This window comes from Siccirubricoccus sp. G192 (genome assembly GCF_019084075.1).
Classification (GTDB): Bacteria; Pseudomonadota; Alphaproteobacteria; order Acetobacterales; family Acetobacteraceae; genus G192.
This window is the reverse complement of the sequence record NZ_JAHREN010000001.1, coordinates 5344084-5370475: the sequence shown is the minus strand read 5'-3', so window position 1 is coordinate 5370475 and position 26392 is coordinate 5344084. Positions and strand designations below refer to the sequence as shown.

Below are 26392 nucleotides of genomic sequence, written 5' to 3'. Positions count from 1 at the left end.
CCCCGGGCTGGCGGCGGCGCGGCGCCGGGGGCAGGCTGCCCGGCGCCGAAGCCTCACGGCCCGGGCCGGAGGACCACAAGGACAACCAACAGCACAGGAGCGAAAGCATGAGCCAGAGCAACCAGCCCGACATTAGAAAGGGTCTCGTCGGCGTGCTCGCCGATGTCTCCGCCGTCTCCAAGGTGATGCCGGAAACCAACAGCCTGACCTATCGCGGCTATGCGGTGCAGGACCTGTGCGAGATGTGCAGCTTCGAGGAGGTGGCCTACCTGCTCTGGAACGGCGAGCTGCCGAACCGCGACCAGCTTGCGGAGTTCAAGGCGGCGGAAGCGGCGGAGCGGGAGATCAGCCCGCCGCTGCATGAGGTGATCCGGGCCTTCCCGCATGACGCCCACCCGATGGATGCCATCCGCACCGCGGTCTCCTTCATGGGCATGGAGGACCCCGAGGCCGCCGATACCGGGGAGCCGGCGACGCGGCGCAAGGCGCTCCGGCTGCTGGCGAAGATCCCGACCGCCATCGCCGCCGCGCACCGCGCCAGCAAGGGCCAGGTGCCGGTCGCGCCCAACCCGGCGCACAGCTTCGCCGAGAATTTCTTCAATCTGGTGTTCGGCAAGGTGCCGCAGCCGGAGGTGGTGCGCGCCTTCGACGTCTCCCTGATCCTCTATGCCGAGCACACCTTCAACGCCTCCACCTTCACCGCCCGGACCGTCACCTCCACCGGCGCCGACATCCATGGCGCCATTACCGCCGCCATCGCCGCCCTGAAGGGGCCGCTGCATGGCGGCGCGAACGAGGCGGTGATGCACATGCTGACGGAGATCGGCGAGCCGGCGAAGGCGGCGGCCTGGCTGGAGGGCAGGTTCGACCATCGCGCGCTGGTGATGGGCTTCGGCCACCGCGTCTACAAGTCCGGCGACAGTCGCGTGCCTACCATGACCAAATACGCCGAGAAGATGGCGGAGGTGGTGGGCGACCGCCGCTGGATGGAGATGAGCCGCATCCTCGCCGCCGAGATGCTGCGGCAGAAGAACATCCACCCGAACCTCGATTTCCCGGCCGGCCCGGCCTACCACCTGATGGGCTTCGACATCCCGCTCTTCACCCCGATCTTCGTGGCCTCCCGCGTCACCGGCTGGGCGGCGCATGTCATCGAGCAGGCGGCGGACAACCGGCTGATCCGCCCGCTCTCGGTCTATACCGGGCCGGAGCAGCGCCCCGTGCCGCCCATGGCGGCACGCTGAGCAAGGGCGTGCCGCCGATGTCGGAGCGCTGAACCAGGGCGTGGCGCCGATGGCGGCACGCTGAGCAAGGGCATGGCGCGGCAGGTTTCGCGCCGTGCCGATCCCGCTTCCAGACGGCCGCCGGCGCATCCGGCGGCCGTTGTCTTTCGCGCCTCATGCCACGATGCGCTTGCCGTCCTGCATCGCCGCGCGCCATGGATCGCGCATCCTTCCAGGCCGGGATGCGGCGCGGCGGAATGTCGCGCGGTGTCGTGCGCAGAAAAGCGTGGCTGCAATTGCGGTTTCTGTTGACACGCCACATGGCTGTGCAGATAGCGTGATTCGCGCGCACCTGTCGCACGCGATTCGCTTGCATGGAAATCCAGCGAACGCGTCGACGAAGTGCCGCAGCAGGGAAGGACGGTCCATGGACCGCAGGCATGACGGGGTGGCGGCAGCGAGTTCCGCCGGGCATCCCGCACTGCCGCAGGGCGCCAGCAGCGCGCCCCGCGATGGAGACGCGGCCGAGGGAGTTGCGATGCGGCGTGCCGCCGATCGCCCGCTGCCGATGTCTGCCTGCATGGCCTGGACGGCGATCCGTCCGGCGCCGCGCGCCACGGGATCCGCGCGCCGCCGCCGTCGCACGACCGAATCCTGCACCACCCGGGCCGGCCGCCCCATGGCAGCGGCCCGTTCCCCCACGGAACGCGCAAGGAGATCCTGACCGTGACCGACACCACCGAAACGCCGAACGCCCAGGCGATGGCCATGTCCACCACCCGCCGCACGGCGAAGAAGCCCGCCACGGCCCGCGCCCGCGCCGCAAGCAAGACGCCGGCCGCCCGCAAGCCGGCGGCGAAGAAGACGGCGGCGGCGAAGAAGCCGGCCGCGCGCAAGCCGGCGGCGAAGAAGGCCAGCACCACCGCCCGCAAGCCCGCGGCCCGCAAGACGGCGACCACGCGCAAGGCGACCACCACGGCCCGCAAGCCGGCCGCCCGCAAGGCGACCACCACGGCGCGGAAGCCTGCCGCCCGCAAGACGGCGACCACGCGCAAGGCAGCCACCACGGCCCGCAAGCCGGCCGCGCGCAAGGCGACCACCGCGGCGCGGAAGCCCGCCGCGCGCAAGGCCACCGCGACCGCCACGACCCGCAAGCCCGCGGCCCGCAAGGTTGCCGCCCGCAAGCCGGCGGCCCGCAGGACCACGGCAGGGACCGCCGCGCCGCGCCGCGCCGCGGCAGCGAAGACCGCCACCTCGGCCCGTTCCGAGGCGGCGAAGAAGGGGGCCGCGACCCGCGCCGCGAAGCGCGCCGCCGCTGCCGCCGCAACGCCTGCCGCAGTGCCGGAGGCGACTGAGGGCGGCGAGTCCTCCAACGACTGAGTCCGCCGCAGATCCCGGCGAGAGGGCGCCGTCTCGCAGGGGGCGGCGCCCTTTTCGCGTGGGGCGCCGGGCCGCGATGGGCCAGCCCCCGCCTGGCTACGCCCCGTGCGGCCCGCCCGCCAGCCAGCGCGCGCCGTGGGCATGGAGCGCCTCCACCTCCGGCCCGTGCAGCCCGGGCATGTCGGTCTTCACCGCATAGCCGATGCCGGTCTGCAGATAGGCCAGATGCCGGTAGCCTTCCGGGAAGCGCGCCAGCAGCGCCGGGTCGAGCGCTCGGATCGCCGGCCGGTCGAGCATCTCCTGCTCCATGCCTCAGCCGCCCCATTTGCCGAAATAGGCGAATTCCGCCACCGGGCGGCGCGCGCGTGGCGCCGTCTCGCGCTGCCGCAACGCCTCCGGCAGGGCATCGGCGCTGCCGGGATGGCCGAGCGCGATGGCCGCGGCGGGGTCGTATTCAGCCGGGATGGCGAAGACCTCGCGCGCGCGGGCCGGGTCGAAGCCGGCCATCTGGTGCAGTTGCAGCCCGAGCGCGGCGGCCTGCAGCGCCATCTGCGCGCTGGCCGCGCCAGTGTCGTGCCAGCCATGCCGGTTCGGGTTGCCATTCGCCGGGAAGGTGGTGCGCGCCACCGAGAGCATCAGCACCGGGGCGTGCTTCGCCCAGCCCTGGTTGTTCGGCGTCAGGCAGCCGAGCAGCGCCTCGAAGGCAGCCGCATCCTCCTGCCGCCGGGCGATCAGGTAGTGCCAGGGCTGGGCGTTGTTGCAGCTTGCTGCCCAGCGCGCAGCTTCCAGCAGGGTCTCCAGCGCGGCGGCGGAGACCGGCTGGTCGGTGAAGCTGCGCGGGCTCCAGCGGCGGCGCAGCAGCGCCTCGATCGGGCGATCGGCCGGCGCTTCGTGGTCCGGCGGGGTGGTGGGGGGGCATGGCTCGCTCCTTCTGTTGCTGCGGAATGCCGGCGCTCGCCTGCAAGGGCCGAGCACGGGCGATCTCCTCGCTAATCAGCCGAAATGCCCGAGCAACTCGTCCACCTCCGCCGGGGTCAGGGTCCGGGCGGGCTGGCCGCGCAGCATCAGGGCCAGCTTCGCCGCTTCCTCCAGCTCCTCCGCCGCATAGACCGCATCGTCCAGCGTCTTGCCGCTGACCACCGGCCCGTGATTCGCCAGCAGCACCGCGCGTGCCTCCCGCGCCCCCGCGGCGATGGCCGGCTCCATCGCCGGGTCGCCCGGCCGGTAGTAGCGGATCACCGGCAGCGCGCGGCCGATGCGCATGACGAAATAGGGCGTCAGCGGCGGGATCGGCGCCGTCTCCCCCGGCGCCGCCAGGCAGGCGATGGCGGTGGCATGGGTGGAATGCAGATGCACCACCGCTCCCGCCTCTGGCCTCGTGGCCAGGAAGGCGCGGTGCATGAAGACCTCCTTGGAGGGCTTGTCGCCGGCGACATGGCGGTATTCCAGGTCGAGCTTGCTGATCCGCGCGGGATCGAGCCGGCCGAGGCAGGAATTGGTGGGGGTGATGAGGAAGCCATCCGGCAGCCGGACGCTGATATTGCCGGCGCTGCCCACCGAGAAGCCGCGGCCAAACAGCAGCCTGCCATGCGCGGCGATGGCCTCGCGGAGTTCGGATTCCGTGCTCATGCCCCGAATGCCTTCAGGAAGAAGTCGCGCCCGCCGAAATTGCCGGATTTCAACGCCAGGTGCAGTCCCACGGGCTCCGCATAGGTCCAGGGCACGCCGGGGTCGATCTCCGGCCCGATGCGCAGCGCCTTGACGCCGAGCCGCGCCACCACGGCGCCCGAGGTCTCGCCCCCTGCCACCACCAGCCGGCCGACGCCGCGCGCCACCAGCCCCTCCGCGATGGCGGCCATGGCCTGCTCCACCAGCGCCCCCGCCGCCTCGCGCCCGAGCCGTGCCTGCAATGCCGCCACCCGGTCCGGCGGCGCCGAGGCGGCGATCACCAGCGGGGTTTCGCCGAGCCTGCCCGCCGCCCATTCCAGCGCCTGCGCCGCCAGCGCTGCGGCATCCGGCAGGGCCAGCGCGTCCAGTTCCAGCACCGGCACATGATTCCGCGCCAGGCCAATCTGCCCAAGCGTGGCGCGCGAGCAGGAGCCGGCCAGCACCACGGCATGGCCCCGCATCGGCGGCAGCACGGCGGCATCGCCGCGCTCCGGCAGCAACCCGGCGCGGCGGAAATTCGCCGGCAGGCCCATCGCCACGCCGGAGCCGCCGGTGATGAGGGCGTGGTGCTCCGCCGCCTCGCCGATCGCCAGCAGATGCGTATCCGTCACGGCGTCCACCACGGCATAGCGGCGGCCGCTTTCCTTCAGCACGGTCATGGCGCGGCGGATCGCGCTCGCGCCCTGCTCCACCGTGGCGAAGGGCACCAGCCCCACCGCGCCATCGGTCTGCCGCCCGAGCACGCGCACCAGGTTGGCGTCCCGCATCGGCGTGAGGGGGTGGTCCTGCATGCCGCTCTCGTTCAGCAATTGCGCGCCGACGAAGAGATGCCCCTGGTAGACGGTGCGGCCATTGGTCGGGAAGGCCGGGTTCGCCAGGGCGAAGCCGCAATCGAGGCGGCGCACCAGCGCATCCGCGACCGGGCCGATATTCCCCTGGTCGGTGCTGTCGAAGGTGGAACAGTATTTGAAGAAGATCTGCCGCGCGCCCTCCGCCAGCAGCGCCTCGCAGGCGGCCAGGCTCTCGGCCACGGCCTGCTGCACGGGCGCGGTGCGGGACTTCAGCGCGATGACCACCGCATCCGCCTGGGGGAGCGGGGCATCGGGCACGCCGATCACCTGCACCGCGGACATGCCGCCCCGCACCAGCGTATTGGCGAGATCGGTGGCGCCGGTGAAATCATCGGCGATGCAGCCAAGGAGCGGCATGCGGAAAATCCTTCTAGAGCGGGGTGCCATTCTTGCGGAGAAAGCGGGCGCGGCCCTCGGCATCGGGCCGGACCATCAGGTCGTCATCGGGGTAGTCCACGGAATCGCCGCGCGTCCGGTCGCCGACCTCAAGATAGACCACATCCTGCGCGCTCCGGTTCACCAGATGATGCGCGTTCCCGGTGCCGCAGGGGAAGCCCGCGCAGATGCCGGGCGCAAGCGGCGTCTCCCCGGCATCCGTCACCAGGACTGGCGTGCCTTCCAGGATGTAGACGAACTCGTCCTGCAGGGCATGGGCATGGCGCAGCGCGGAGGCGGTGCCGGGCGGCAGCCGGGTGAGGTTCACGCCGAAGTTGCGGAGGCCGAAGAACTCGCCGAGCGGGTGCTTCTCCCGCGCGCCGATCCTGGCCACCAGGTCTGGCGGGTAGTTGCTCGGGCGGGCGCGGGGCGGCGCATCCTTGGCGCGGATCGCGATGGGCTTGTCCGGCATCGTCTCCTCCTGCCACGGCGTTCGGGCTGCCGGGACAAGCCCCGAAAGGCATTCGTCCCGCCGGCACCGGGAGAACAATGCGACGGTCTGCCGGTCGATAGCCAGCCGGGAGCTCCAGGTCATCGCATGGAGAACAATTCCCGATGGAACCGCGTCGTGACCGGCAGGCCGTGGCTGGCGAAGTCCTTGCTGAGCGCGTCGCCGAAGCCCGCCGGGCCGCAGAACCAGACGCTGGCTTCCTGCCAGTCCGGCACGGCCTCGCGGATGCGGTCGCCGGTGAGCCGGCCATCACGCGTGTCGTGGAGTACGTGCAGGCGTACGCCTGCGGCCTCTGCATCGGCCGTGAGCTTGCCGATCGCCTCCTCGCTATAATCGGCCGTGGTGTGGAAGAGATCGATTGCCTGCGAGCGCGGCCGGCCGGAATAGGCCTGTCGATCCATCGCGAGCTGTTTCATGCGGGCGATGAAGGGCGTGATGCCGATGCCGCCGCCGATCCAGATCTGCCGTGTGCGGTTGTCATCGAAGGTGAAGCAGCCATAGGGACCCTCGACCTTCACCGGTTGACCGACCCGCAGCGCCTCGGGCAGGCGCCGTGTAAAGTCGCCCAGCTCCTTGGTAATGAACGTCAGCCGATGCTCGGAAGGGTTCCAGGCGGAGGCGATTGTACATGGGTGCGCCTCCTCGGCTTCGTCCCAAGTGACGAAGGCGAATTGTCCAGGCTTGTGCCCGGGCCAGCCCTGCAGGGTGTCGACCTCGCCTTCGAGCACGCGAAGGCTCGGAAAGTAATGCAGCCGCGTGGTTGTGCCGTCCACCTTCCGGCTCGCACCGACACGGCGCACGAGCACCACAATCGCGGCCCATGTTCCGTAAGCCAGGAGAACCGCCATGACCACGCCGAGCGGTGAAGCCCAGTAAGGGAAGTTCATCAGCACGAGGCTGTGGAAGACCAGCACCAGGTAGGCGACCGCGAGGAGGCGGTGCGTCTTGTAGAAGATGCGATAGGGGATGCGGTGGATCAGCGCCACCGCGATCAGGAGCACCGAGCCGTAGAAGGCCCACTCGCCAAGCCCTTCGGCCACGCCGCGCTGCGAAAGCAGGAATTGCTCGACCCCTTCGACGGCCGCCCTCGGTCCGCGTTGCGGCCGCTCCAGCCAGCCGAGGCCGACGGCCCATTTCGGACCCTTTGCCCACAGCCAGTGGGCGATCGCCAGCACCAGCCCGCCGATGCCGAGCCATTTGTGCAGGCGGTACATCTTGTCGAGCCCGCCGAACCACCTTTCCGGCCAGCGCGGCCGCATCGCGAGGATCATGGCGAGGCTCATGCAGCCCATCGCAAGGATGCCGCTGTACTGCACCATGGAGTCGCGGAACGCGAAGAAGCTGGCTGGCGCCAGTGCGCCAGGATTCGCCAGAAGCCACAGGCCGCTGAGCAAGACGATCCCACCCCAGAATGTCAGCTGTATACGTCCCATCACAAGGCCCTTGCGCCGCCGCCTTCAGATCGAAGAAAGAAAAAATTTCACCCTGGTCTTGGTGTGCCGAGAAGATGCCGTGGCTTCTTTGATCTTTGTCAAATCCGGTTGGCAGAAATTGTTTCACAAGGTAAGCGCGTCCTGCCGATTGCTTCGTTTGTGACAGGGCGATGGCATGCATGGAGTGCTGCTACCTCAATCGAACCGCAGGCCGCACCCCGACCCGCCAAGCCGGGCCGGGTTGCCGGCCAGCGCATCGAGCCCCAATCCTTGCCGACGTCATGCGTGCATCAACCAGTCAGCGCGATGATATTCGTTTCGTGCGCCGGCCGGAGAAACCTGGTCCATGGTCGGCATCATCGCCGCCATCGGCCAAGGCTTCGGTCATCACGCCCCACAGGCCGGAAGTGGTCCCGCGGCGGAGTGGCGGAATGCCGAGCTCCGCCGGCAGGTGACGCCACGGCGCGCCGATGCGCGCAATCCAGAAGATCGCGCCCAGCACCCGCCGATGGCCGCGGGCTCGCGGACACCACGAATGGCTCGAAGACTGCCCAAGCCTTGTCGGCCGCTCACGGATCAACGCCGATCTCCATGCCAGAGATCGGCGTCGAATCACGGCCCGGCGCCTCAGGGAGTCCCCCCTTCGCTGGTTTGGCCGCGTGGCCTAGCATTCCCTGTCGCATCCGAGGATGGGAGAGGAAAGATGGAGAAGCAGGTGATCCAGGCGGGGGTGCCGGAGACGGGCGGCCCCTTCAACCTCTGCGTCCGGCACGGCGACATGCTCTATGTCTCCGGCCTGCCGCCCTTCGAGGAGGAGTATTGCGCCGCGCTCCGCGCCGCCCGTGCCCGGGGCGAGCCGCCGCCGCCCTTCCCGGACCTGCCCTTCGAGCGCCAGGTGCGGATCGTCATGGACCACCTGAAGCGGCTGGTGGAAGCGGCGGGGTCGAACATGGACTGCCTGCTGAAGGTGATCGTCTGGCTCAAGGACCAGCGCCAGCAGGAAGCCTTCGACCGCATCTACCGCAGCTATTTCACCAGCGCCGAGACGCTCCCCGCCCGCACCCGCATGCAGGCCGGCCGCACGCCCATGGATTGCGCGCTGGAGGTGGAGGCGGTCGGCTACGTGCCGCGGCCGTGAACCGGTCCCGTTTCCTCAATAGTGCATCCGGCAGGAGGCGATCTCGATCCGCTGCTCCTCGCCCACCCCCGCCACCCGGTACACCAGCCGATGCTCTCGGGTGATCCGGCGGGACCAGAACCCCCGCAGGGTGGCTTTCAGCGGTTCCGGCTTGCCCAGCCCCTCGAAGGGAGTCCTGCGGGCCGACTCGATCAATTCGTTGATCCTGAGCAGTACCGCCTGGTCCGTTCGCGCCCATTCCATGTACGAGGCCCAGGCTTCGGACGCGAACACGACCCTCATCGGCGCGGGGTGTCGACCAGTTTCCGTTCCTCACCCTCGCCGGCATCGAGTTCTGCGATGGAACGCATCAGATGCGCGGCATTCTGCGGATTGCCGAGAAGATGCACCGTCTCCTGCCAGCCCGCGAATTCCTCCTCGGACATGACCACGACATTGCCCTTGCCGCCCTGGCGGGTCACGAGCAGGGGCGCGCGGCTGTTCACCACCTCGTCCATATGCGTGGCGAGGTTGGTGCGGAACTCGGTGTAGCTGACCTGCACCATCCTCGACGCCTCCAATCCGTACGGATTTAAGTACAGATCGCGCCTGGTTCAAGCCAGCCGCTTGCGCAGGAAGATCCGTTCCCCCTTCGGCGGATAGTCCAGCCGGCCAAGTCGGCGAAGCCCTGCTTCAGGTAGAAATCCGGCGCCTGGAAGCTGAAGGTATCGACCGTGGCCGAGTGGCAGCCGCGCGCCCGCGCCCGCTGCTCGGCCTCGCGGATCAGCAGGCTGCCGATTCCCTGGCGGCGCAGCGGCTCGGCGATCCAAAGATAGCGGATGAAGAGCCAGCCGGCGTAGCTCTCCCCCCGCCAGGCCCGCCACCACCCGCGCGCCCTCGCGGAGGAAGACGCCGAGCGGCTGCCAGGGCTGGTGCCCCGGCCAGTGCTGCTCGTTATAGGCTTCCAGCCCATAGGGCAGCACCTCGACATCCGCCTCGGCCGGCTTGTCCTCGACCGAGAGGCTGAGCCCCGGCGGCAGCATCATGCGCGCTCTCCCGGCAGGGCCAGCACATCGCGGTGGCCGATCCGCAGGGCCAGGCGCCGCTCCGCGACCTGGCCGAGCCGCGCTGCGCTCCAGCCCGCGATCCGCGCCGCGCCGCGCGGGTCCTGCCGCTCCGCCGATGCGGCATGGCCCATCACCAGCTCCGCCAGGAATTGCGCGGAGCGGTCGCGCAGCGAGGGATGCGCCAGGCCGCCACGGCCACGCGCCACCCAGTCGCTGGCGGCGCTCTCCACCGTGAAGCCGCGGGCGCCGAAGATGCGGGCGATCGCCGCCGGCGCGGCGGGGCCGAGCGCCGCGCCGCCGAAGCCCTTGTCGCGGATCTGGTCGCGCCGGAAGCCGGCCGCCACCCGCGCATCCGCGGGATGCGGCGGCGTGAAGCGGTCCCGCCCATCGACGCAGAGCGCGGCGTAGAAAGGAATGCGCAGCGCCGTCGCCATGTCCTCCAGCCAGGGGGTGGAGACCAGGTCGCAGAGCGCCGAGCTGAGCACCGCATCGGCATTGTGCAGCGGCAGGTTCTCCGGCGCCTCGGCGAGATCCGCGGCCAGCGCCTCCACCCGCCAGGCGCCACCTGGGGCATGCACCAGCAGGGTCTTGCGGTTGGGGAAGCTGATCTTCAGGCCGATCGCCTCGGCCCGGTCGGCGATGGTGTCGAAGGCGGCCTCGGCCATCTCGCGGTCCGCATCCACCAGGGTCCAGGCCTGGGCCCGGCCGATGCGCGGCGCCAGCCAGCGGAACAGGCTGCCGGTGCCGGCGCCGAGGTCGAGCAGCCGCGGCCGTGCCGGCAGCCGCGCCAGCAGCCGCGCCGCCAGCGCCTCCGACCGTGCCAGCGCATCGAAGGGCTCGCGCAGGTCGAGCCAGTCGAGGCTGAATTCCTCGGTCATGCGCGCCTCCGGCGCATCACGCCGCCGTCTCCGCGGCGCGTTCCAGCTCGGCGGCGAAGGCGGCGGCGCGGTCGGGCCAGCGCGGCAGGCGCTGGCCGGCGGCCCAGGCGGCCTCGGCCATTTCCTGGCGCATCTCGGTATCGAAGACCAGCCGCCGCAGCGCCTTGGTCAGCGACACCACATCGCCGGGTGGCGAGACGATGCCCGCCTCCATCGGCACCACCTCGGCGATGGCGCCGCCGGCGGTGATGGCCACCGGCAAGCCATGCGCCAGGGCTTCCGCCGCCGCCATGCCATAGCCCTCCCACCAGGTTGCCAGGGCGAAGGCATCGGCGCCGTCGTAGAGTGCCGCCAGCGCCGGCGCATCCACCTCGCCCAGGAAGCGCACGCGCTGCGCGATGCCGAGCGTCTCGGCGAGGGCGCGCAGCCCGGTCGCATGCACCGGGTCGCGTGCGCCGCCGGCGATGCCGAGCGTCCAGTCGAGGTCGGGCAGCCCGGCCAGCGCGCGCAGCAGCACGTCATGCCCCTTGCGCGGCGTCACCGCGCCCACCGAAAGCAGCGCCACGCCGGGGCCGCCCGAGCCGCGCGCGCGCGGCGCCGGATCGGTGCCGGGCTCGACCACGCCGATCCGGGCGGGATCGGCGCCGAATCCTCCGGCAGGCGCCGCGCCGTCAGGGGCGAGGTGGCGACCAGCCGCGCCATGGCCGGGAACAATACCCGCTCGCGGGCTTTCAGCGCGGCGCGGTCGGCATCGGGGAATCCGGTCTCCAGCGCGGTCGGGTGGTGGATCAGCGCCACCGCGCGGCGGCGCGCCAGTTCCTTGGCCAGCGGCGCGAAGGCGGGCAGGCCAAGGCCGTCGATCACCAGGCGCCAGTCCTCGGGCACCGAGTCCAGCGCTGCGTGCGCCGCGGCCTCGGCCGCCGCATCGGGCAGCGGATGCCGCCCGGCAAGCTCCACCACGCGCAGCTCATGGCCGAGCGCGCGCAGCCCCTCGGCCAGCCGGCGGTCATAGATATAGCCGCCGGAGACGGCGTCGAAGGGGCCGGGGACGAGCAGCGCGATCCTCAAGCGGCGATATCCCGCACCGGACCCTCGAAGGCGGCCCAGGCATTCGGGCTTTCGCGCAGCAGGATCTTCATGCCGCTGACCCCCGCGCTGCCAGGGCCGAGCCGCCCCTCGCGCAGCGCCGCCGAGAGCAGGCCATGGATGTGGCAGGCGAGGAATTCCGTGGTGGTGTTGCGCCCGGCCAGGGCCGGCTCCGCATCCAGGTTGCGGTAGTCGAGCGTATCCAGCACGCGGCGCAACTCGGTCTTCGCCAGGCCGATATCGATCAGCAGATGCAGGCTGTCCAGCCTGGGCGCGCGGAACTCCGCCTCCACCACGAAGGTGGCGCCGTGCAGCCGCTGCGCCGGGCCGAATTCCTCGCCGCGGAAACTATGGGCGATCATGATGTGGTCGCAGACCGTCAGGCTGAACATCGATTCCACACTCTATATATAGGTGACGACGGGGCAGGGGGGGCGCGCCGGCCCCGAGCAGCGCCGGCAGCGCCCCCGGCAGATCCTCGAACCGCACCGGCGGGCCGAGCAGCGCATCCAGCCGCGCATCCTCCAGCAGGGCGAGGGCGAGGGCCAGCCGCTCGGCATGGCTGCGCCGCCCGCGCATCGCCGGCGCGACCTGGCCGACCTGGCTGGAGAGGATCGAAAGCCGCCGCGCATGGAAACCCTCGCCGAGCGGCAATGCCGCCTCGCGGTCGCCATACCAGCTTGCCTCGATGATGCGGCCCTCGAAGCCTGCGCGGGCGAGGGCGAGGCGTAGCCCCGCCGGATCGGCGCTGGCATGGATGATGAGGTCGCGTCCCTCGGGCGCGTCATCGGGCCGGCAGAAGCGGGCGCCGAGCGCCGCCACCAGGGCAGCGCGGCCGGGATCGAGGTCGCAGACCACAGGATCGAGCCCCGGGATGCGCGCCAGCAGCGCCGCCGCCAGCAGCCCGACCACCCCGGCGCCGATCACCAGCACCCGCTCGCCGACCAGCGGCCTCGCATCCCAGAGGATGTTCACCGCCGTCTCCATATTGGCGGCGAGCACGGCGCGGTGGTCCGGCACCGAATCGGCACGGGAATGCACATGGCGGCGGGCGCGAGGAACAGGTCCTGGTGCGGATACAGGCAGAAGACGCGGCGGCCCTGCAAGGCTGTCGGCCCCTCCTCCACCACGCCCAGCGCGGCATAGCCGTATTTCACCGGAAAGGGGAATTCGCCTGCCATCAGCGGCGCCCGCATCGCGCCCCATTGGCTTTCCGGCACGCGGCCTTCCAACACGAGCCGCTCGGTGCCGCGGGAGATGCCGCTGGCCAGCATGCGCACCAGCGCCTGGTTCGGCGCGCGCGGCGGCAGCGCTTCCTCACGGAGCTCCGTCTGGCCCGGCGCCACGCTCCAGAGCGCTCGTGCCTTCATCGGCAGACCTGCGGCCGGGCGCGGTCGAGCGGGATATCGAAGAGCACGTCGGGGTCCAGCGCATGCACGGTCCAGGCGAAGCGCAGCCCATCGGCGATGCGCGCCGCCTCCGGCAGGGTGAAGGCCGGGATGCCGGAGCCGAGCAGCACCGGCGCGACCGTCACATGCAGCCGGTCCAGGCAGCCGGCGGCGAGGAAGCGGCTGACGGTGACGCCGCCGCCCTCCACGAAAAGCCGCGTCAGCCCGCGCCCCGCCAGCAGCCGCAGCAGCGAGGGGAGGTGCAGCCCGCCCCGAAGCGGGTCGCGCGGCAGGCGCAGCACCTCCGCCCGGCCCAGCCGATCCGGCCCCGGCGCATCCTCGGCGCAGAGCAGCAGGGTGGGTGGCGCTTCCTGGAACACGCGGTAGTCGGGGCCGAGGCGGCGGTCGGTATCCAGTACGACGCGCACCGGGTCTGCGCCTGGGCATTCCCGCGTGGTCAGGCGCGGGTCGTCATGCCGCACCGTGCCGGCGCCGATGACCACCGCATGGCAGAGCGCCCGCAGCCGGTGGGTGTGCAGGATATCGCCCCGCCCACCGATCCATTGGCTGGAGCCGGAGAGGGTGGCGATGCGCCCGTCCAGCGTCTGCGCCAGCCGCCCCACCACCAGGCAGCCATCCTCGGCGCGCGGCGGCGCGAGCAGCGGCGCGAAGAGCTTCGCCAGGGGGCCGCATGGCGGCGCGGCGGCGCCGCCCGCGTCCCGCAGGGCGAGCAGCGCCTCCCATTCCGATCCGCTCCGCATGCCGTCCATGATGCGCCGCACCTTGCCGCAAGGCCCCGAGGGATGCCAGGGCGCCGCGGCTTTTTCAGGGCCCCGATTGAGGCGAGGGCACGCGGCCCTTTTCAGGGCCCAACGGGGGCAGAGCACGCGGCCCTTTTCAGGGCCCCAACGGGGGCAGAGCACGCGGCCCTCTTCAGGGCCGCGGCAGGGCGTGCGGAAACAGCGGCAGCAGCGCCGCCGCCAGCAGCCCCGCCAGCACCGGCAGAATGATGCTGGAGAGCATGCGGACCGCCACGAAGCGGCCGCCCAGCACCGGCCATTCCCAGGCGATGACGCGATGGAAGCCGAGGATGGCCCAGCCGGTGATCAGCGCCACCATCTGCGGTCCGCCGGCCCCCGCCTTGAGGAAGCTCAGCACCAGCGGGAAGGAGACATAGGGCCCGCCCGGGATGAGGCCGCCGGCCAAGCTGGCGATGAGGATGCCGGTGAGCCCCGATTCCACCCCGAGCCAGCCGCTGGCAATATCGGCTGGGATGAGTTCCGAGAGGAAGGCCGCCATCGGCATCGCCACCAGCAGCAGGGGCAGCACCCGGCCGATGCTCTGCCCGGTCTCGCGCAGCGCCCGCTTCGCCGTCGGCACGCCGCGCCTGAGCGCCAGGCCGAAGGCGCCGAAGGCGACCAGGAAGAGCAGGATCAGGCTCGGCGTCACGCGCGGCGCCCGATGGCGGGTGCGGCGGGCGGCGCGCCCGTATCGGGCGGGCTCCAGTCGATCGGCACCCGCCGCGCCAGCCAGCCGGCGACGAAGCCAAGCGGCAGGCCGCAGAGGAAGCGCAGCAGCGCGAAATCGGCGCCGAGCAGCGGCACTTCCCAGACCAGCACGCGCTGGAAGCCGTTCAGCCCCCAGGCGACGATGAAGGCGATCAGCGCGCCGCGATCCGCCCCCGCCTGGGCCAGCACCAGCACCAGCGGAAAGGCCGCCATCGGCCCGCCCGGCGTCGCCATGCCGGCGACGGTGGCAACGCCGAGGCCCCACCAGCCGGACTCCGCGCCCATCCATTTGGCCAGCGCCCCGGAGGGGATGATCTGCTTCAGGCTGCCGGCCAGCAGCAGCCCCGCCAGCATGGCGGGCAGCACCGCCAGGAAGATATCGAGGGCGACCCCCAGCGCACGGGCGAAGCCCTCCGGCCCGTGCAGCCAGCGGACCAGCCCGCCTGCGATCAGGCTGATGCCGCCGAGGAGAAACACGCTGGAGTGGCGGCGAAGGAGGTTGCGCATGCGCGCGCAAGCTGCCCGTGCCGGGCGCCGCGGGCAAGCGGCCTTGCAACAGTCCCGACCGGAAGGCGTTCCGGCCCGATGCGATAGGGCCGCCTATTCCCCGCGGTCCGATTCACGGCTCCGGACGCAGGCACCCTTCGCCGATCGGGCCGCTCACCTGCGGGCCGCCCCGTTCAGAGCCGCACGCCCTCGGTCTGGTAGTGCTCGGTGGCGGAACGCTGCACGCTGGTATCGAGGATCACCGCGGCGGCCACGGCCAGGACGGCCGCGGCCAGGATGCCGGCGAATATGGCCTTCAAGACGGTGTCCTCCCGGTGGTTGCATTGCCAATTCGTATGGGTCCGCCGTCGCCGGCTTGCAAGAGCGCTTCCGCTTCCGCCAGGTCCTCCGGTGCATTGGCGTTGAAGAAGGGGTCGATGGGGGCGCTTGGCCAATCCGCATGGGCGCAGCCGAAGCGGGCGGTCCAGCGGTCGATCTTGCGCTCCCCGGCCAGCAGCGCCGCCCGCAATCCGCCACGCAGCGCCACCGGCCAGAGCCCCACCGGCGGATGCGCCTGGCCGCCGGAGCGGGCGCAGGCCAGCGGCACCCCCGCCGCCTGCCGCGCCGCATGCAGCGCCGGCGCGAGGTCGGCCGGCAGGAAGGGACAGTCGCCGGGAACCGAGAGCACCCAGGGCAATTCCAGCCGCTCCGTCGCCGCCCAATCCAGCGCCGCCAGCACGCCGGCCAGCGGTCCCGGGTAGTCGGGCAGCCCATCCGGCACCACCGGCAGGCCGTAACCGGCGAAGCGCGCCGGGTCGCCATTGGCATTCAGCACCACCGCGGCGACCTGCGGCGCCACCCGTTCCAGCACATGCGCCAGCAGCGGCCGCCCGGCCAGCATCCTCAGCGGCTTGTCGCCGCCGCCCATGCGTCGCGCCAGGCCGCCGGCCAGCACCACGGCCAGCGTATCATGCGCCGGATTCACGCCTCGCGCCCTTCGGCGCCCTGCGATCCGGTTGCGTTGGCTTCCCGGCTGTTCTTCCGCCAGTGCTTCGCGCTTTCCTCCTCGACATAGGCGAGATCGGCGTCGAAGACGATGCGCTGCTCGCCGGCCAGCGCCACGAAGCGCTTGCCCTTGCAGCGGCCGATCAGGGTCAGCCCGACCTGCTGCGCCAGCTCCACCCCCCAGGCGGTGAAGCCGCTGCGCGAGACCAGGATGGGAATGCCCATGCGCACCGTCTTGATGACCATCTCGGAGGTCAGGCGGCCGGTGGTGTAGAAGATCTTGTCCGTCGCCGGGGTGCCGGTGCGGAACATCCAGCCGGCGATCTTGTCCACCGCATTGTGCCGGCCGACATCCTCCATATAGACCAGCGGCCGGTCCCGCACGCAGAGCGCGCAGCCATGAATGGCGCCGGCCTCCAGATAAAGAGTCGGCAGGGTGTTGATGCGGGCGAGCAGGCGGTAGAGCCAGGAGGTGCGAATCTCGGCTGCCATCGGAAGCCGAGCCGCGGAAAAATCCTCCATCAGGTCGCCGAAGGCGGTGCCCTGGGCGCAGCCGCTGGTGAGCGTCTTCTTGCGCAGCTTGGCCTCGAAATCGGTGCGCGCCTCGGTCCGCACCACCACCACCTGCAGATCGTCGTCGTATTCCACCGCCGTCACGCGGTCGTCCTGCTTCAGCATGTTCTGGTTCAGCAGGTAGCCCAGCGCCAGATCCTCCGGCCGGTCCAGGATCGTCATCATGGTGACGATCTCCTGGCCGTTCAGATAGAGCGTAAGGGGGGCGTTCCACCGTCACGCTGGTCTCGATGCGGGCGCCGGTATGGTCGATGCCGGCGACGCGGCGGGTCAGGCGTGGATCGGCGGGGTCGGGCTGGACCAGAAGCGTCTCTTCCATGGCGGAAGGGTGGGGCTCCCAGGCGCTTTCCGCAACCGGCACGGCCCGCCGCACGTTGCCTGGGGGCGCGCATGGAATTCCCGATGACAACCTACCATTTCCCAATCGAGGCCGGCGCCGCCATCGCCGGCAGCCCGCCCAACGCTCATGCCATAACCGGGATGCTGGACCGCTTTGGCCTGCCCGCGGCGGGGCTTCGCATCGGCTGCAGCGGCAGCGTCGCCACCCTCGAAGGCAGCGTGCCGGACGATTCGACGCGGGAGCGGGTGGTGCTGGCGGTCGGCAACCTCCAGGGCATCGAACAGGTGGATGACCGGCTGACCGTGGCGAAACCTACGGGCCTGCTGGACATGCTGGGCAGCTTCGCCCGGCTGCCGGCCGGGGCGGCGAGCACCGAGGCGGCGGAGACCGCGGTGCATCGCGCCACGCCCGAGCCCGGCACTGTCTTCGGCCCCGCCGGCAGCCTGCTGCACACGGTGCAGCCCGGGGAGACGCTGGCGGATATCGCAAGCCGGCATTACGGCGGACCCGGCGAGACGCGCCGCATCCTGGAGGCGAATGCGCCGATCCTGGCGGATGCCGGGGCGCTCCGGCCGGGCATGGTGCTGCGCCTGCCGCCGCGTTGAGGGCGCCGGTTCCGGCACCCGGTATTGCTTCCGCATCGCGCCTGCCGCCCGGGCTGAAACGGCTTTGCAGGGGCGGCGACATCGCCGTGAAATCGCCCGCCTCCAGTCTGCCTGGCAGCCGGCCTTCCCCCCATCGCCGGCATCGGAGAGCCAGCGATGTCCCATCCCCGAGTCCTGCGTGGCGCCGGCCGCCTTGCCGCCCTTGCGCTGCTGCTGCTGCCGGTGGCCGGCTCGGCCGCGCCCGACGAAGGCCAGAGCCTGGCGATGCTGACCCCCCCGCATCGCCCCCCAGCCCGCGCCGCAGCCGCAGCCCGGCTGGGGCGCGCTCTACGCCGCCGGCGCCGCGCATGGGCTGGCGGTGGGCCGCGCCGACCGGGCGGAAGCGCTGGGCGCGGCCGCGGCGCTCTGCGCCCGCCGGAGCCTGGATTGCCGCCTGGTGGCGGAATTCACCGGCCGCTGCGGCGCGGTGGCGCAGGCGGTGGACCGCGAGGTGCTGGTCGCGCTGCGGCCCCTCGGCCCCGCCTCGATCATGGCCACCGCCGCCGGCGCCGGCCCGACGCGGGAGCAGGCGCAGCGGGCCGCCCTGGAGAATTGCAGCCGGCAGGGCAGCGGCATCTGCGTCCTGGTCGCCGGCGCCTGCAACGAGCGCTGAAGCCGCCAGGTACGTCCAGACTAGGGCGGGCGCGGAGGGCTACCCCTCCGCCCGCAGGGCGCTTTCGTGCCAGCGGCGCAGCAGCAGGTGCTGCACCAGCCCCAGCACCGCGAAGATCGCGACCCCGCAGGCCGAGATCAGCGCCAGCGCCGCGAACATGCGCGGGATCTTCAACTGGTAGCCGGCCTCCAGGATGCGGAAGGCGAGGCCGGAGCCGGTGCCGCCGGCGCCGGCCACGAATTCCGCCACCACCGCGCCGATCAGCGCCAGCCCGCCCGCCACCCGTAGCCCCGCCAGGAAGAAGGGCAGGGCCGAGGGCAGCCGCAGCAGCCAGAGCGCCTGCCAGCGCGTCGCGCCATGCAGGCGGAACAGCTCCACCAGGTTGCGGTCGGCCGAGTTCAGCCCCAGCACGGTATTCGACAGCACCGGGAAGAAGGCGACGATCCAGGCGCAGATCAGCAGCGCGACGGTGACATCATTCACCCAGATCAGGATCAGCGGCGCGATCGCCACGATGGGCGTGACCTGCAGCACCACCGCATAGGGGAACAGCGCCCGCTCCAGCCAGCGCGACTGCGCGAAGACCACCGCCAGCAGCCCGCCGAGCCCGACCGCCAGCAGCAACGCCAGCAGCGCGATCCGCAGCGTCACCAGCAGCGAGGCCGAGAGCAGCGGCCAATCCGCCACCAGCGCAGCCAGGATCGCCAGCGGCCCCGGCAGCACATAGGCGGGTACGGCGTAGAAGCGCGTGAGCCCCTCCCATGTCGCGAGCACCAGCAGCCCGAGCAGGGCAGGTGCCACCCAGCCGAACAGGCCCTCGGGCTTCATGCGCGCGCCGCCCCCTCCAGCGCCAGCAGGGCGGTGCGGCAGAGCGCCGCATAGGTCGTGGAGGTGCGGAAGCCAGGCTCGCGCGGCACCGGCGCCGTGACCGGCACCTCCGCCACTACCCGGCCCGGCCGCGCCGCCATGATGACAACGCGGGAGGAGAGATAGACGCTCTCGAAGACCGAATGCGTCACGAAGACCACCGTCATGCCGCTGCCGGCCCATAATGCCAGCAGGTCGTCGTTCAGCCGGTGGCGGGTGAGCTCGTCGAGCGCGGCGAAGGGCTCGTCCATCAGCAGCAGCGAGGGCCGCGTCACCAGGGCGCGGGCGATGGAGACGCGCATCCGCATGCCGCCCGAAAGCTCGCGCGGCCGGGCCCGCTCGAAGCCCGTGAGCCCTACCGCGGCCAGCGCCGCCGCCGCCCGCGCCTCGCCCTCCGCCCGCGGCAGGCCGTGCAGGCGGAGCGGCAGCCGCACATTGGCCAGTGCCGTCGCCCAGGGCATCAGGGTCGGGTCCTGGAAGACGAAGCCGATATCCCGCCGCGGCGCCGTGCCGGCGGCGAGGGTGAGGCGCCCCTCCGAGGGTTCGGTGAGCCCGGCCAGCAGCCGCAGCAGGGTGGACTTGCCGCAACCGGAGGGGCCAAGGACGGCGAGGAACTCGCCCGCGGCGATGCGGAGATCGACGCCGGCGAGGGCCTGGGTGCCGTTCGGGAAGCGCTTGCCGAGGCCGGCGAGGGTGGCGAGGTATTCGCGCGGCGCGGGTGGGGGGAGGTTACTCATGCGCCGCCAGAATGGGTGCGGCGCGGTGAAGGGGGCAAGGGGTTACAGGAGCGCGGCGAGGCGCTTTGCCGCAGTGGTCCCGTCATGCAGTTGCAGCAGCCTGTCGGGTTCGGAGACGAACCAGGCGAAGGACCGCCAGGCCAACGCCGGCAGGGTGCGGCGCGCGGGATCGCCGCCACGGTCCATATAAGCGGTGACGAAGGCGGCATCCTCGGGCCGGTAGCGGCGCGGGCTGGCGGCGATCAGGTCCAGCAGCGCGCGTTGCCGCTGTTCCGTGACCGGCCCATCAGAAGCCACCACCTCAACGAAGACCAATAGAACCTCGCCCGGCCGTCCCGGCGGATCGAGGTCCACCAGCACCACATCGGGCAGCAGCGTGGCGGCATCGAGGGTGATGCCGAGGGCGCGTTCCAGCGGCGCGTCGCGGAAGGGCTGCTTGCTGGCGCTGTCGCTCACTCAGGCAACGCGCGGGTTGCCGAGGAAGGCCGGGGCGAAAACCTCAATGACGGCCTTGGTGATGGTCGGGCTCGGGCCGGGAGGCAGGATGATGGAGGAACCACCAGGGCATTGCACCGCGATATTGGCGCTCGCCGTGCTGGCGCTGGCCCGCATCAGGGCAGCACGGGCGCGGGCGGCGGGAGAAAGGTTCCGTTGCCGCCATGATGCCGCTTCGGCTTCAAGCTGCGCGGCGTCCAGGCCGGGCCGGAACAGCGCCGCGAAATTGGCCTGCAGGGCGTAGCGGCTAAGAGGTGACGTGGTCGCCAGCCCCGCTCGCTCCACCACGGCATTGACCGGCACCAGGCCCTGACGGATCACCTCATCCCGCAACGGCTCGCGCGTGTTCTCCGCATACCATCGGCCCTCTGGAGACGGCGCCTTCGCTGCGCTCATGGCCGCGTGGTAGGCGGTGCGCTCGGCCTCGCCCTCCTGCGCCGCCTGCGCGTCGCTCATGCGGACCACATGCCGAGGTGCGATCCAGCGATCCGCGCCCGCGATGGCACCGACATAGAGAGCGGTGAAGACTGTCTTCGCGGTGGCCTCGCGCACGAGATAGCCGCGGTCTGGCATGCCTTCGGGGAAGATCACCAACAGCCGCTCGCGCATTTGCTGCCATGGGATCAGCGGCGGCAGGCTCATTCCGGAAGGCCGTAGAGGCGCCGTACGGCCGCTTCCAGGTCTGCCTCGGCCAGCGCCGCGACAATCCTCTCGGCCGCGGGCAGCGGCATGGCCTCCAGTTCCGACGCGCTCACCGCAACAGAGGCGTTGATGCAGCGGAGGACCCGATCCGCAGTCGCGGTGCCGAGGAAGGCGGCGACCGCTGCCACTGGCAATTCCGGCTCGGCTGCGATGGGACGGATCATGTTTAGGTGGTTCTCGACCGTCACCTTGCCGTGACGAGCGATCACCTCGGCCGGCATCTCGGCACAGATCAGGCGGCGGTGCTGTTCCTTCGCGGTGGTCCGCTGCACCAGCACGCAGGGCCGGGAGACGAGATTCGGGTCGCGCTCGCCTCTTGGCTCGAACCAGGGCGCGTGGTTGCGCTTCGTCGCCTTGAGGACGAAGCGGCCGTCCTGGGTTACGGCCTCGGCCCAGACCACCGGCACGCGGCCTGGCCCCGGCTTGTCATGCAGGCGCGGCCTGTGCCGGTTCCATACCAGTGGCCCGGTGGACACCGCATAGCCCCAGTCGGCCAGCCGTGCGGGCATCTGCCGCATGCGCTCGACAAAGGCAGCATCCTCGGCGCTTCGCGGCAGCATCCAGGGGGCTTCCGGGTCTTCTGGTAGAACCAGTCTTCCGGTGGGCTGCACCGCCAGCCCGTCGCGCTCGGCGATCACCACGGCGCATTCGGCGCTCCGCCCGGTGCGCCCACGCCGGAATGTGGAGAGCGCCACCTCCTGCAACACCTCCGCGAACACATCCTTGCGGCTCTCGACGAGATCGAGGGTGACGGGTGGGGCGTGCTCATGCAGCAGCCGGCGCAGTGCCTTGAAATAATGCCCGGCGAGGAAGCTGGCGGGCGTCAGGTAAGCCACCACGCCCCCCCGCCGGCTTGGCGAGATGCACCGCGAGGTCGGTGAATAGCCCGTAGAGGTTCGGATGCCCGTGCAGGCTGCGCGCGAAGCGGGCGCGGATGACCGCCGTGTCCTTCACCTTGCCGAAGGGTGGGTTGCCCATCACGAGATCATATTGCCCGGCTGCGTCCTCGAATCCCGTGAAGGCGTCGCGTGCCTCCGTCACCACGCCGAGGCGCCGACCGCTGGCCGCAACAAGGGGCAGTGCGACCACCTCGACCGACAGGTTTGCCAACCATGCGGAAGGGGTCCAGGTCCCATCCGCGCAGCCGGGACGCAAGCGCGGCGAGGATGATGGCAGGATCGGCATCGGCCAGCGCAGCTACCATGCGCGATGCGGCTTCCACCAGAAACGCGCCGCCGCCGCATGAGGGATCAATGGCGCGGCCTGTGCGCCACGCGTGGCCCGCGCGCTCCGCCTTGTCCAATAGCCGGCGGACCAGGGCGGGCGGGGTGTAGAAGATGCCGTGCGCCGTGCGGTGCGCGGGCGGCAGGGCCTGCGTGTAGAGGCGGCCGAGGACGGCATTGGCCTCCGCCACCGGTAGGCTGGCGAGGTCGCGCCCGAAGGCCCGCGCATCGGCAGCAACGAGGGTAGAGACCGCAGCGACGGCAAGGTCGGATGGCAGGGTGGGGACGGGGTGGTGACCGGTCCCCTGTGCCTCGCCTGCCGCATGCCACCAGCCAAGGGCGGCAGCATGCGCGACGGCGCGTGCCGCCTCGATGGAGGCGTGACTTCCCGTCGTGGCGAGGGTGCGTTCGCGGCCGCGGAGGGATGCGGCCACCGAGGCGCCCGCATTTTCAGGATTTCGGGCGAATCGAACCATGTCGGAAGCATAGCCGACCGACAGCCGAATGACCGCTACTCGAATCCATCCTTGCCTCCGCTTGCCCGCGATGCTATAGGAATATCGTCAACTCCCCGTCTTCCCCTCCGCCTTCTTGGCCCGCCTCGCGTCGAGGATGCGGATCGCCTGCCACAGCACCTCCGCGGTGACGCCCTCGGCACCCCATTTCAATCGCCCGCCGCCGGGTTGTCCGCTAGGATCGGCCGCAGTACCAGCGCCTCCCGCTCGATCCGCGCTTCCATGCGCCGGACATCGCCAAGCCGCGCCCGCAGCGCCCTGGGGATGGTGACCTGGCCCTGCGGGGATACCTTGATGATCATGCGCCGCCTCGTCCGGCTGGAATGGCCGAGGCAGGATTTAGGCATAAAAACCTAAAAATGTAAAGCCGGAACGGCCGGGAAGCGCGGCTGGCCGGGCAGCCGCGCGCCCCGCCGCAAGCGAGCCTCAACTCCTCAAACCCAAAATTCCTCAAACCCGGCCGATCCCCTTGTTCACCAGGCCGAGGTCGAATGCCTTCCGCCAATCAAGCTCCCGCGGCAGCACCCCCACCGCAGCGACGGCGGCGTGGAAGCTTTGCCAGCGCGCCTCGGTCATGGCGCCGATGCCGAGTGTCGCGGCATCGCCGGAGCGCACGATGCCGGCCTCGTTCATCATGCGGGTGCCGAAGGCGATGACATCCTCGCCCATCTCGGGGTTCTGGGCGCGGATCAGCGCATTGGCCCCGCCGGTGTCGAAGCCGCCGGCCGGGCCCTTCAGGTACTGGTCCCAGCCCTGCATGGTGGCGTCGATGAAGCGGCCGATCACCTCGCGCCGCTCGGCCAGGGTCTTCGCGCCGATATTGATGGTCGTGCCGTAATTCTCGAAGCCGGCGTCATGGATCAGCAGCGTGTCCGGGGTCACGCCGGCCTGGCGGAGGGAAAAGGGCTCGCTGCCGAGGTAGCCCTGCTGCACCAGCATGCGGTCGGCCAGGAAGGGTTGCAGGTTGAAGGTATAGGGCCGCACCTGCTCGTCCCGCAGCCCGTATTTCTCGCGCAGGTACGGCCACCAGGTAACGCGCGCCTCGGCGCCGACCAGCAGCGTCCGGCCACGCAGCGCCTCGAACCGGGTGAAGCCGGTGCCGGGATGCGCGATCAGCACCTGCATGTCCTTCTGGAAGATCGCGCCGATGCAGAGGAAGGGGATGCCCTCGCGCACGAAATTCAGCGCCGCCAGCCCATTGCCCATGGACATGTCCACCCGGCCGCCGATCAGCAATTGCGCCGGGTTGATCTGCGGCCCGCCGGCCCGCAGCTCCACCTCCAGCCCGGCGGCGCGATAGAGGCCGGCGGCCTGCGCCTGGTAGAAGCCGCCATGCTCGGCCTGGGCGCGCCAATTGGTGACGAAGCTGAGGCGGTCGAGCCGCGGCTGCGCCCGCACCGGCCCTGGCGCCGCCACCAGCAGCGGCGCCCCGGCGCCGAGCAGGCCGAGCGCCGCACGGCGCGATACGGTGAAGCGTTGAGCCGGCATCCCGGTCCCCTCCATTCCTGAACGGGGCGCCTGCGGCCGGTGCCCCGCGACAAACTGGCACGGTGCCAGCCCGGCGCAAATGCCGCCGGCGGGCAGCTCAGCGCAGGCGCAGCAGGGGCCGCAGCAGAAGCGCGGTGCCCCAGCCCCAGGCGCCGTTCAGCAGCCCGGCCCGCAGCCAGGCCTGGAGGTTGCCTCCGGCGAAGACCGGCACGCCCCGCAGCCGGGCGACCAGGGTGAAGCCCACCAGCGTGGCGGCGACGGCGCCGAAGAGGAAGCCGATCAGCAGGTCCGACCATGGCCTGCGGCGGATCAGCCCGGCCAGCAGGATGCCCCAGACGCCGCCCCAGAAGGCCAGCGAGATCACTCGCGGCACGCCGAAGGGCGGCACCCCCGCCATGCTGAAGGCCGGGCCGGCCGTCCGGCCCAGCACCCGCACCACCGCCGGGACCGCATTCCCCCAGTGGTGGAGCAGGAAGACCGTGCCCTGGTGGAAGACCAGCACCGCCAGGAAGCCGGCGAGGAAACCGAGAAGGATCGTCTTGCCCATGCATCGAAACTAGACCGGGCCGGCCATGCCGCGCCACCATCCCGTGCGCGCATCGATCTTGCCATCTTGCAGCGCCGGCCCGGGCCGCGCACTTTGCGGCCCGGAATTTCAGAGGGAAGGAAACGCCGTGAACGGAGCCGAAAGCCTGGTCCATACGCTGCTCGGGAGCGGCGTCGACGTCTGCTTCTCCAACCCCGGCACCAGCGAGATGCATTTCGTGGCCGCGCTCGACCGCATCCCGGGCATGCGCTGCATCCTCGGCCTGCAGGAGAATGTCGTCACCGGCGCCGCGGACGGCTATTGGCGCATGGCGGAGAAGCCCGCCTGCACCCTGCTGCATTGCGGCCCCGGCCTCGCCAATGGCCTGGCCAACCTGCACAATGCCCGCCGCGCCCGCAGCGGCATCGTCAATATCGTGGGCGACCAGGCGGTCTACCACCGGCCCTTCGACGCGCCGCTGACCGCGGATACCACGGGCTGGGCGCAGGGCGTCTCCGCCTTCGTCCGCACCTCCACCCGCGCCGAGGATGTGGGCGCCGATGCCGCGGTGGCGGTGCAGGCGGCGCGGACCTCGCCGGGCCAGGTGGCGACCCTGATCCTGCCCTCCGACAGTTCCTGGAACGAGGGCGGCGTGGTGGCCAAGGCGCTGCCGGTGCCGGCGGTGCCGGAGGCCGACCCGCATGCGGTGCGCCAGGTGGCGCAGGTGCTGCGCGGCAAGCGCAACGTGCTGCTGCTGCTGGGCGGCCTGGCGCTGCGGGAGGGCGCGCAGCAGCAGGCCCACCGCATCGCCGCCGCGACCGGCGCGAAGCTGATGTGCGAGGGCTCCAGCGCCCGCGTCCAGCGCGGCCGCGGCCGGCTGCCGCTGGACCGCGTGCCCTATGTGGTGGAGCAGGCGACCGAGGCGCTGAAATGGGTGGAGCACCTGGTCCTGGTGAATGCCAAGGCGCCGGTCGGCTTCTTCGGCTATCCCGGCAAGCCGAGCATCCTCTACCCCGCCGGCGCCGAGGTGCATGTGCTGACCCGGCTCGACCAGGATGCCGAGGCGGCGCTGGCCGCCCTGGCCGATGAGTTGGGCGCGCCGAAGGCGGCCATCCCCGATCCCGGCCCGCGCCCCGAGGCCGGGCGCGGCGCCCTTTCGCCGGAGGGCCTGGCGCAGACCGTCGCCGCGCTGATGCCGGAAGGCGCGGTGGTGGTGGATGAGGCCGTCACCTATGGCCGCGGCTTCTTCCCGCATACCAATGCCGCCCCGGCGCATGACTGGCTGCAGAATTGCGGCGGCGCCATCGGCTATGGCCCCGCCGCCGCCACCGGCGCGGCACTTGCCGTGGATGGGCGCCGGGTGATCGCCCTGCAAGCGGATGGCAGCGCCATGTATACGGTGCAGGCGCTCTGGACCCAGGCGCGGGAACGCCTGCCGGTTACGACCGTTCTGCTCTCCAACCGCAAGTACCAGATCCTGCTCGGCGAATACCGCAATGTCGGGGCCAATCCGGGGCGGACGGCGATGGACATGCTGGACCTCGGCAACCCCGACCTCGACTGGGTGCGGCTGGCGAATGGCATGGGGGTGGAGGCGGCGAAGGCGGAGACGCTGGACCAATGCGCCGATCTCATGGCGCAGTCCTTCGCACGGCCGGGACCGTTCCTGATCGAATTGCTCATTTGAGCGTAA

General features: G+C 71.3%; 37 protein-coding genes and 1 pseudogene. 6 read left to right on the top strand and 32 right to left on the bottom strand.

Annotation, left to right across the window (positions count from 1 at the left end):
• The first annotated feature begins 107 nt into the window (after window positions 1-107).
• Window positions 108-1244, top strand: coding sequence for a bifunctional 2-methylcitrate synthase/citrate synthase (locus KSF81_RS25915; protein ID WP_217381420.1), 1137 nt, complete (start codon window positions 108-110; stop codon window positions 1242-1244).
• Between the two features lie 705 nt (window positions 1245-1949).
• A complete protein-coding gene (locus KSF81_RS25910) occupies window positions 1950-2603 on the top strand; it encodes a hypothetical protein (protein ID WP_217381419.1) in 654 nt (217 codons plus the stop codon).
• A 96-nt stretch (window positions 2604-2699) separates the two neighbouring features.
• Here KSF81_RS25910 and KSF81_RS25905 read toward each other — a convergent pair whose 3' ends face one another.
• The 7 genes from KSF81_RS25905 to KSF81_RS25875 form a co-directional block, all read right to left on the bottom strand.
• Window positions 2700-2912, bottom strand: a complete 213-nt coding sequence (locus tag KSF81_RS25905) for a hypothetical protein (RefSeq protein WP_217381418.1) — start codon at window positions 2910-2912, stop codon at window positions 2700-2702.
• Between the two features lie 3 nt (window positions 2913-2915).
• Complete coding sequence (locus KSF81_RS25900) at window positions 2916-3578, bottom strand: nitroreductase family protein (RefSeq protein WP_217381417.1); 663 nt, start codon at window positions 3576-3578, stop codon at window positions 2916-2918.
• Between the two features lie 18 nt (window positions 3579-3596).
• Complete coding sequence (locus tag KSF81_RS25895; protein WP_217381416.1) at window positions 3597-4232, bottom strand: aldolase; 636 nt, start codon at window positions 4230-4232, stop codon at window positions 3597-3599.
• A complete protein-coding gene (gene otnK / locus KSF81_RS25890) occupies window positions 4229-5479 on the bottom strand; it encodes a 3-oxo-tetronate kinase (protein WP_217381415.1) in 1251 nt (416 codons plus the stop codon). Before otnK ends, KSF81_RS25895 begins: the two co-directional genes overlap by 4 nt.
• Window positions 5480-5492: 13 nt before the next feature.
• The gene (locus tag KSF81_RS25885; protein ID WP_217381414.1) at window positions 5493-5969 is read right to left on the bottom strand and encodes a cupin domain-containing protein; all 477 of its coding nucleotides are present in this window, start codon (window positions 5967-5969) and stop codon (window positions 5493-5495) included.
• Between the two features lie 119 nt (window positions 5970-6088).
• On the bottom strand, window positions 6089-7402 hold the full coding sequence (locus tag KSF81_RS25880; protein ID WP_254453752.1) for a ferric reductase-like transmembrane domain-containing protein: 1314 nt from the start codon (window positions 7400-7402) through the stop codon (window positions 6089-6091).
• 337 nt (window positions 7403-7739) lie between these two features.
• Complete coding sequence (locus KSF81_RS25875; RefSeq protein WP_217381412.1) at window positions 7740-7943, bottom strand: hypothetical protein; 204 nt, start codon at window positions 7941-7943, stop codon at window positions 7740-7742.
• A 201-nt stretch (window positions 7944-8144) separates the two neighbouring features.
• On the opposite strand from KSF81_RS25875, the gene KSF81_RS25870 reads away from it, so the two are divergent.
• Window positions 8145-8579 carry a RidA family protein gene (locus KSF81_RS25870; RefSeq protein ID WP_217381411.1) on the top strand — a complete coding sequence of 145 codons (435 nt, stop codon included), beginning with the start codon at window positions 8145-8147 and terminating at the stop codon, window positions 8577-8579.
• A 15-nt stretch (window positions 8580-8594) separates the two neighbouring features.
• Here the strand turns inward: KSF81_RS25870 and KSF81_RS25865 are convergent, their stop codons facing one another.
• The 15 genes and pseudogenes from KSF81_RS25865 to fdhD all read right to left on the bottom strand — a co-directional run bounded on the left by KSF81_RS25865 (window position 8595) and on the right by fdhD (window position 16868).
• Window positions 8595-8861, bottom strand: a complete 267-nt coding sequence (locus tag KSF81_RS25865; protein ID WP_217381410.1) for a Txe/YoeB family addiction module toxin — start codon at window positions 8859-8861, stop codon at window positions 8595-8597.
• The gene (locus KSF81_RS25860; protein WP_217381409.1) at window positions 8858-9124 is read right to left on the bottom strand and encodes a type II toxin-antitoxin system Phd/YefM family antitoxin; all 267 of its coding nucleotides are present in this window, start codon (window positions 9122-9124) and stop codon (window positions 8858-8860) included. Before KSF81_RS25860 ends, KSF81_RS25865 begins: the two co-directional genes overlap by 4 nt.
• Window positions 9125-9150: 26 nt before the next feature.
• Complete coding sequence (locus KSF81_RS25855) at window positions 9151-9531, bottom strand: GNAT family N-acetyltransferase (RefSeq protein WP_217381408.1); 381 nt, start codon at window positions 9529-9531, stop codon at window positions 9151-9153.
• Between the two features lie 69 nt (window positions 9532-9600).
• Complete coding sequence (locus KSF81_RS25850; protein ID WP_217381407.1) at window positions 9601-10503, bottom strand: class I SAM-dependent methyltransferase; 903 nt, start codon at window positions 10501-10503, stop codon at window positions 9601-9603.
• A 16-nt stretch (window positions 10504-10519) separates the two neighbouring features.
• Window positions 10520-11125 (bottom strand): glycosyltransferase family 4 protein, encoded by a 606-nt coding sequence (locus KSF81_RS30560; protein WP_309139675.1) that lies wholly within the window; start codon window positions 11123-11125, stop codon window positions 10520-10522.
• Window positions 11041-11571: a hypothetical protein gene (locus KSF81_RS30555; RefSeq protein WP_254453750.1), complete on the bottom strand. Its 531-nt coding sequence runs from the start codon at window positions 11569-11571 to the stop codon at window positions 11041-11043. The genes KSF81_RS30560 and KSF81_RS30555 overlap by 85 nt, the downstream gene beginning before the upstream one ends.
• Entirely contained in the window at window positions 11568-11981 is a 414-nt protein-coding gene (locus tag KSF81_RS25840) for a 6-carboxytetrahydropterin synthase (RefSeq protein ID WP_217381406.1), read from the bottom strand. The genes KSF81_RS30555 and KSF81_RS25840 overlap by 4 nt, the downstream gene beginning before the upstream one ends.
• Entirely contained in the window at window positions 11938-12591 is a 654-nt protein-coding gene (locus KSF81_RS25835; protein ID WP_217381405.1) for a hypothetical protein, read from the bottom strand. Before KSF81_RS25835 ends, KSF81_RS25840 begins: the two co-directional genes overlap by 44 nt.
• Complete coding sequence (locus tag KSF81_RS25830; RefSeq protein ID WP_217381404.1) at window positions 12561-12959, bottom strand: hypothetical protein; 399 nt, start codon at window positions 12957-12959, stop codon at window positions 12561-12563. Before KSF81_RS25830 ends, KSF81_RS25835 begins: the two co-directional genes overlap by 31 nt.
• Entirely contained in the window at window positions 12956-13747 is a 792-nt protein-coding gene (locus KSF81_RS25825; RefSeq protein ID WP_254453749.1) for a RibD family protein, read from the bottom strand. The genes KSF81_RS25830 and KSF81_RS25825 overlap by 4 nt, the downstream gene beginning before the upstream one ends.
• A gap of 163 nt (window positions 13748-13910) precedes the next feature.
• The gene (locus KSF81_RS25820) at window positions 13911-14426 is read right to left on the bottom strand and encodes a permease (RefSeq protein WP_217381403.1); all 516 of its coding nucleotides are present in this window, start codon (window positions 14424-14426) and stop codon (window positions 13911-13913) included.
• Complete coding sequence (locus KSF81_RS25815; protein WP_217381402.1) at window positions 14423-14992, bottom strand: permease; 570 nt, start codon at window positions 14990-14992, stop codon at window positions 14423-14425. The genes KSF81_RS25820 and KSF81_RS25815 overlap by 4 nt, the downstream gene beginning before the upstream one ends.
• Before the next feature lie 173 nt (window positions 14993-15165).
• Entirely contained in the window at window positions 15166-15291 is a 126-nt protein-coding gene (locus KSF81_RS31030; protein ID WP_256444284.1) for a hypothetical protein, read from the bottom strand.
• On the bottom strand, window positions 15288-15956 hold the full coding sequence (gene mobA / locus KSF81_RS25810; RefSeq protein WP_309139674.1) for a molybdenum cofactor guanylyltransferase MobA: 669 nt from the start codon (window positions 15954-15956) through the stop codon (window positions 15288-15290). Before mobA ends, KSF81_RS31030 begins: the two co-directional genes overlap by 4 nt.
• Window positions 15953-16868 (bottom strand): annotated as a pseudogene (fdhD, locus tag KSF81_RS25805) (formate dehydrogenase accessory sulfurtransferase FdhD). The gene mobA and the pseudogene fdhD overlap by 4 nt, the downstream one beginning before the upstream one ends.
• A gap of 83 nt (window positions 16869-16951) precedes the next feature.
• On the opposite strand from fdhD, the gene KSF81_RS25800 reads away from it, so the two are divergent.
• Together KSF81_RS25800 and KSF81_RS25795 are read left to right on the top strand one after the other, a co-directional pair.
• A complete protein-coding gene (locus tag KSF81_RS25800; protein ID WP_217381401.1) occupies window positions 16952-17494 on the top strand; it encodes a BON domain-containing protein in 543 nt (180 codons plus the stop codon).
• 280 nt (window positions 17495-17774) lie between these two features.
• On the top strand, window positions 17775-18146 hold the full coding sequence (locus tag KSF81_RS25795) for a DUF4189 domain-containing protein (protein ID WP_217381854.1): 372 nt from the start codon (window positions 17775-17777) through the stop codon (window positions 18144-18146).
• A gap of 39 nt (window positions 18147-18185) precedes the next feature.
• Here KSF81_RS25795 and KSF81_RS25790 read toward each other — a convergent pair whose 3' ends face one another.
• From KSF81_RS25790 to KSF81_RS25745, 10 genes are all read right to left on the bottom strand, one after another.
• Window positions 18186-18974, bottom strand: coding sequence for an ABC transporter permease (locus KSF81_RS25790; protein ID WP_217381400.1), 789 nt, complete (start codon window positions 18972-18974; stop codon window positions 18186-18188).
• On the bottom strand, window positions 18971-19750 hold the full coding sequence (locus KSF81_RS25785) for an ABC transporter ATP-binding protein (RefSeq protein ID WP_217381399.1): 780 nt from the start codon (window positions 19748-19750) through the stop codon (window positions 18971-18973). Before KSF81_RS25785 ends, KSF81_RS25790 begins: the two co-directional genes overlap by 4 nt.
• 42 nt (window positions 19751-19792) lie before the next feature.
• Window positions 19793-20206 (bottom strand): BsuBI/PstI family type II restriction endonuclease, encoded by a 414-nt coding sequence (locus KSF81_RS25780; RefSeq protein ID WP_217381398.1) that lies wholly within the window; start codon window positions 20204-20206, stop codon window positions 19793-19795.
• On the bottom strand, window positions 20207-20854 hold the full coding sequence (locus tag KSF81_RS25775) for a hypothetical protein (RefSeq protein ID WP_217381397.1): 648 nt from the start codon (window positions 20852-20854) through the stop codon (window positions 20207-20209).
• Window positions 20855-20883: 29 nt separating this feature from the next.
• Window positions 20884-21786, bottom strand: coding sequence for a hypothetical protein (locus KSF81_RS25770; RefSeq protein WP_217381396.1), 903 nt, complete (start codon window positions 21784-21786; stop codon window positions 20884-20886).
• Window positions 21713-21925, bottom strand: coding sequence for a hypothetical protein (locus KSF81_RS25765; RefSeq protein WP_217381395.1), 213 nt, complete (start codon window positions 21923-21925; stop codon window positions 21713-21715). Before KSF81_RS25765 ends, KSF81_RS25770 begins: the two co-directional genes overlap by 74 nt.
• Before the next feature lie 7 nt (window positions 21926-21932).
• Complete coding sequence (locus tag KSF81_RS25760; RefSeq protein WP_217381394.1) at window positions 21933-22646, bottom strand: hypothetical protein; 714 nt, start codon at window positions 22644-22646, stop codon at window positions 21933-21935.
• A gap of 188 nt (window positions 22647-22834) precedes the next feature.
• The gene (locus KSF81_RS25755) at window positions 22835-22987 is read right to left on the bottom strand and encodes a hypothetical protein (protein WP_217381393.1); all 153 of its coding nucleotides are present in this window, start codon (window positions 22985-22987) and stop codon (window positions 22835-22837) included.
• A 148-nt stretch (window positions 22988-23135) separates the two neighbouring features.
• Window positions 23136-24173 carry an ABC transporter substrate-binding protein gene (locus KSF81_RS25750; RefSeq protein ID WP_217381392.1) on the bottom strand — a complete coding sequence of 346 codons (1038 nt, stop codon included), beginning with the start codon at window positions 24171-24173 and terminating at the stop codon, window positions 23136-23138.
• 97 nt (window positions 24174-24270) lie between these two features.
• Window positions 24271-24720: a hypothetical protein gene (locus tag KSF81_RS25745; protein ID WP_217381391.1), complete on the bottom strand. Its 450-nt coding sequence runs from the start codon at window positions 24718-24720 to the stop codon at window positions 24271-24273.
• A gap of 127 nt (window positions 24721-24847) precedes the next feature.
• Here KSF81_RS25745 and KSF81_RS25740 point away from each other — a divergent pair, with 127 nt between their 5' ends.
• Window positions 24848-26386: an acetolactate synthase large subunit gene (locus KSF81_RS25740; RefSeq protein ID WP_217381390.1), complete on the top strand. Its 1539-nt coding sequence runs from the start codon at window positions 24848-24850 to the stop codon at window positions 26384-26386.
• Window positions 26387-26392: the final 6 nt, after the last annotated feature.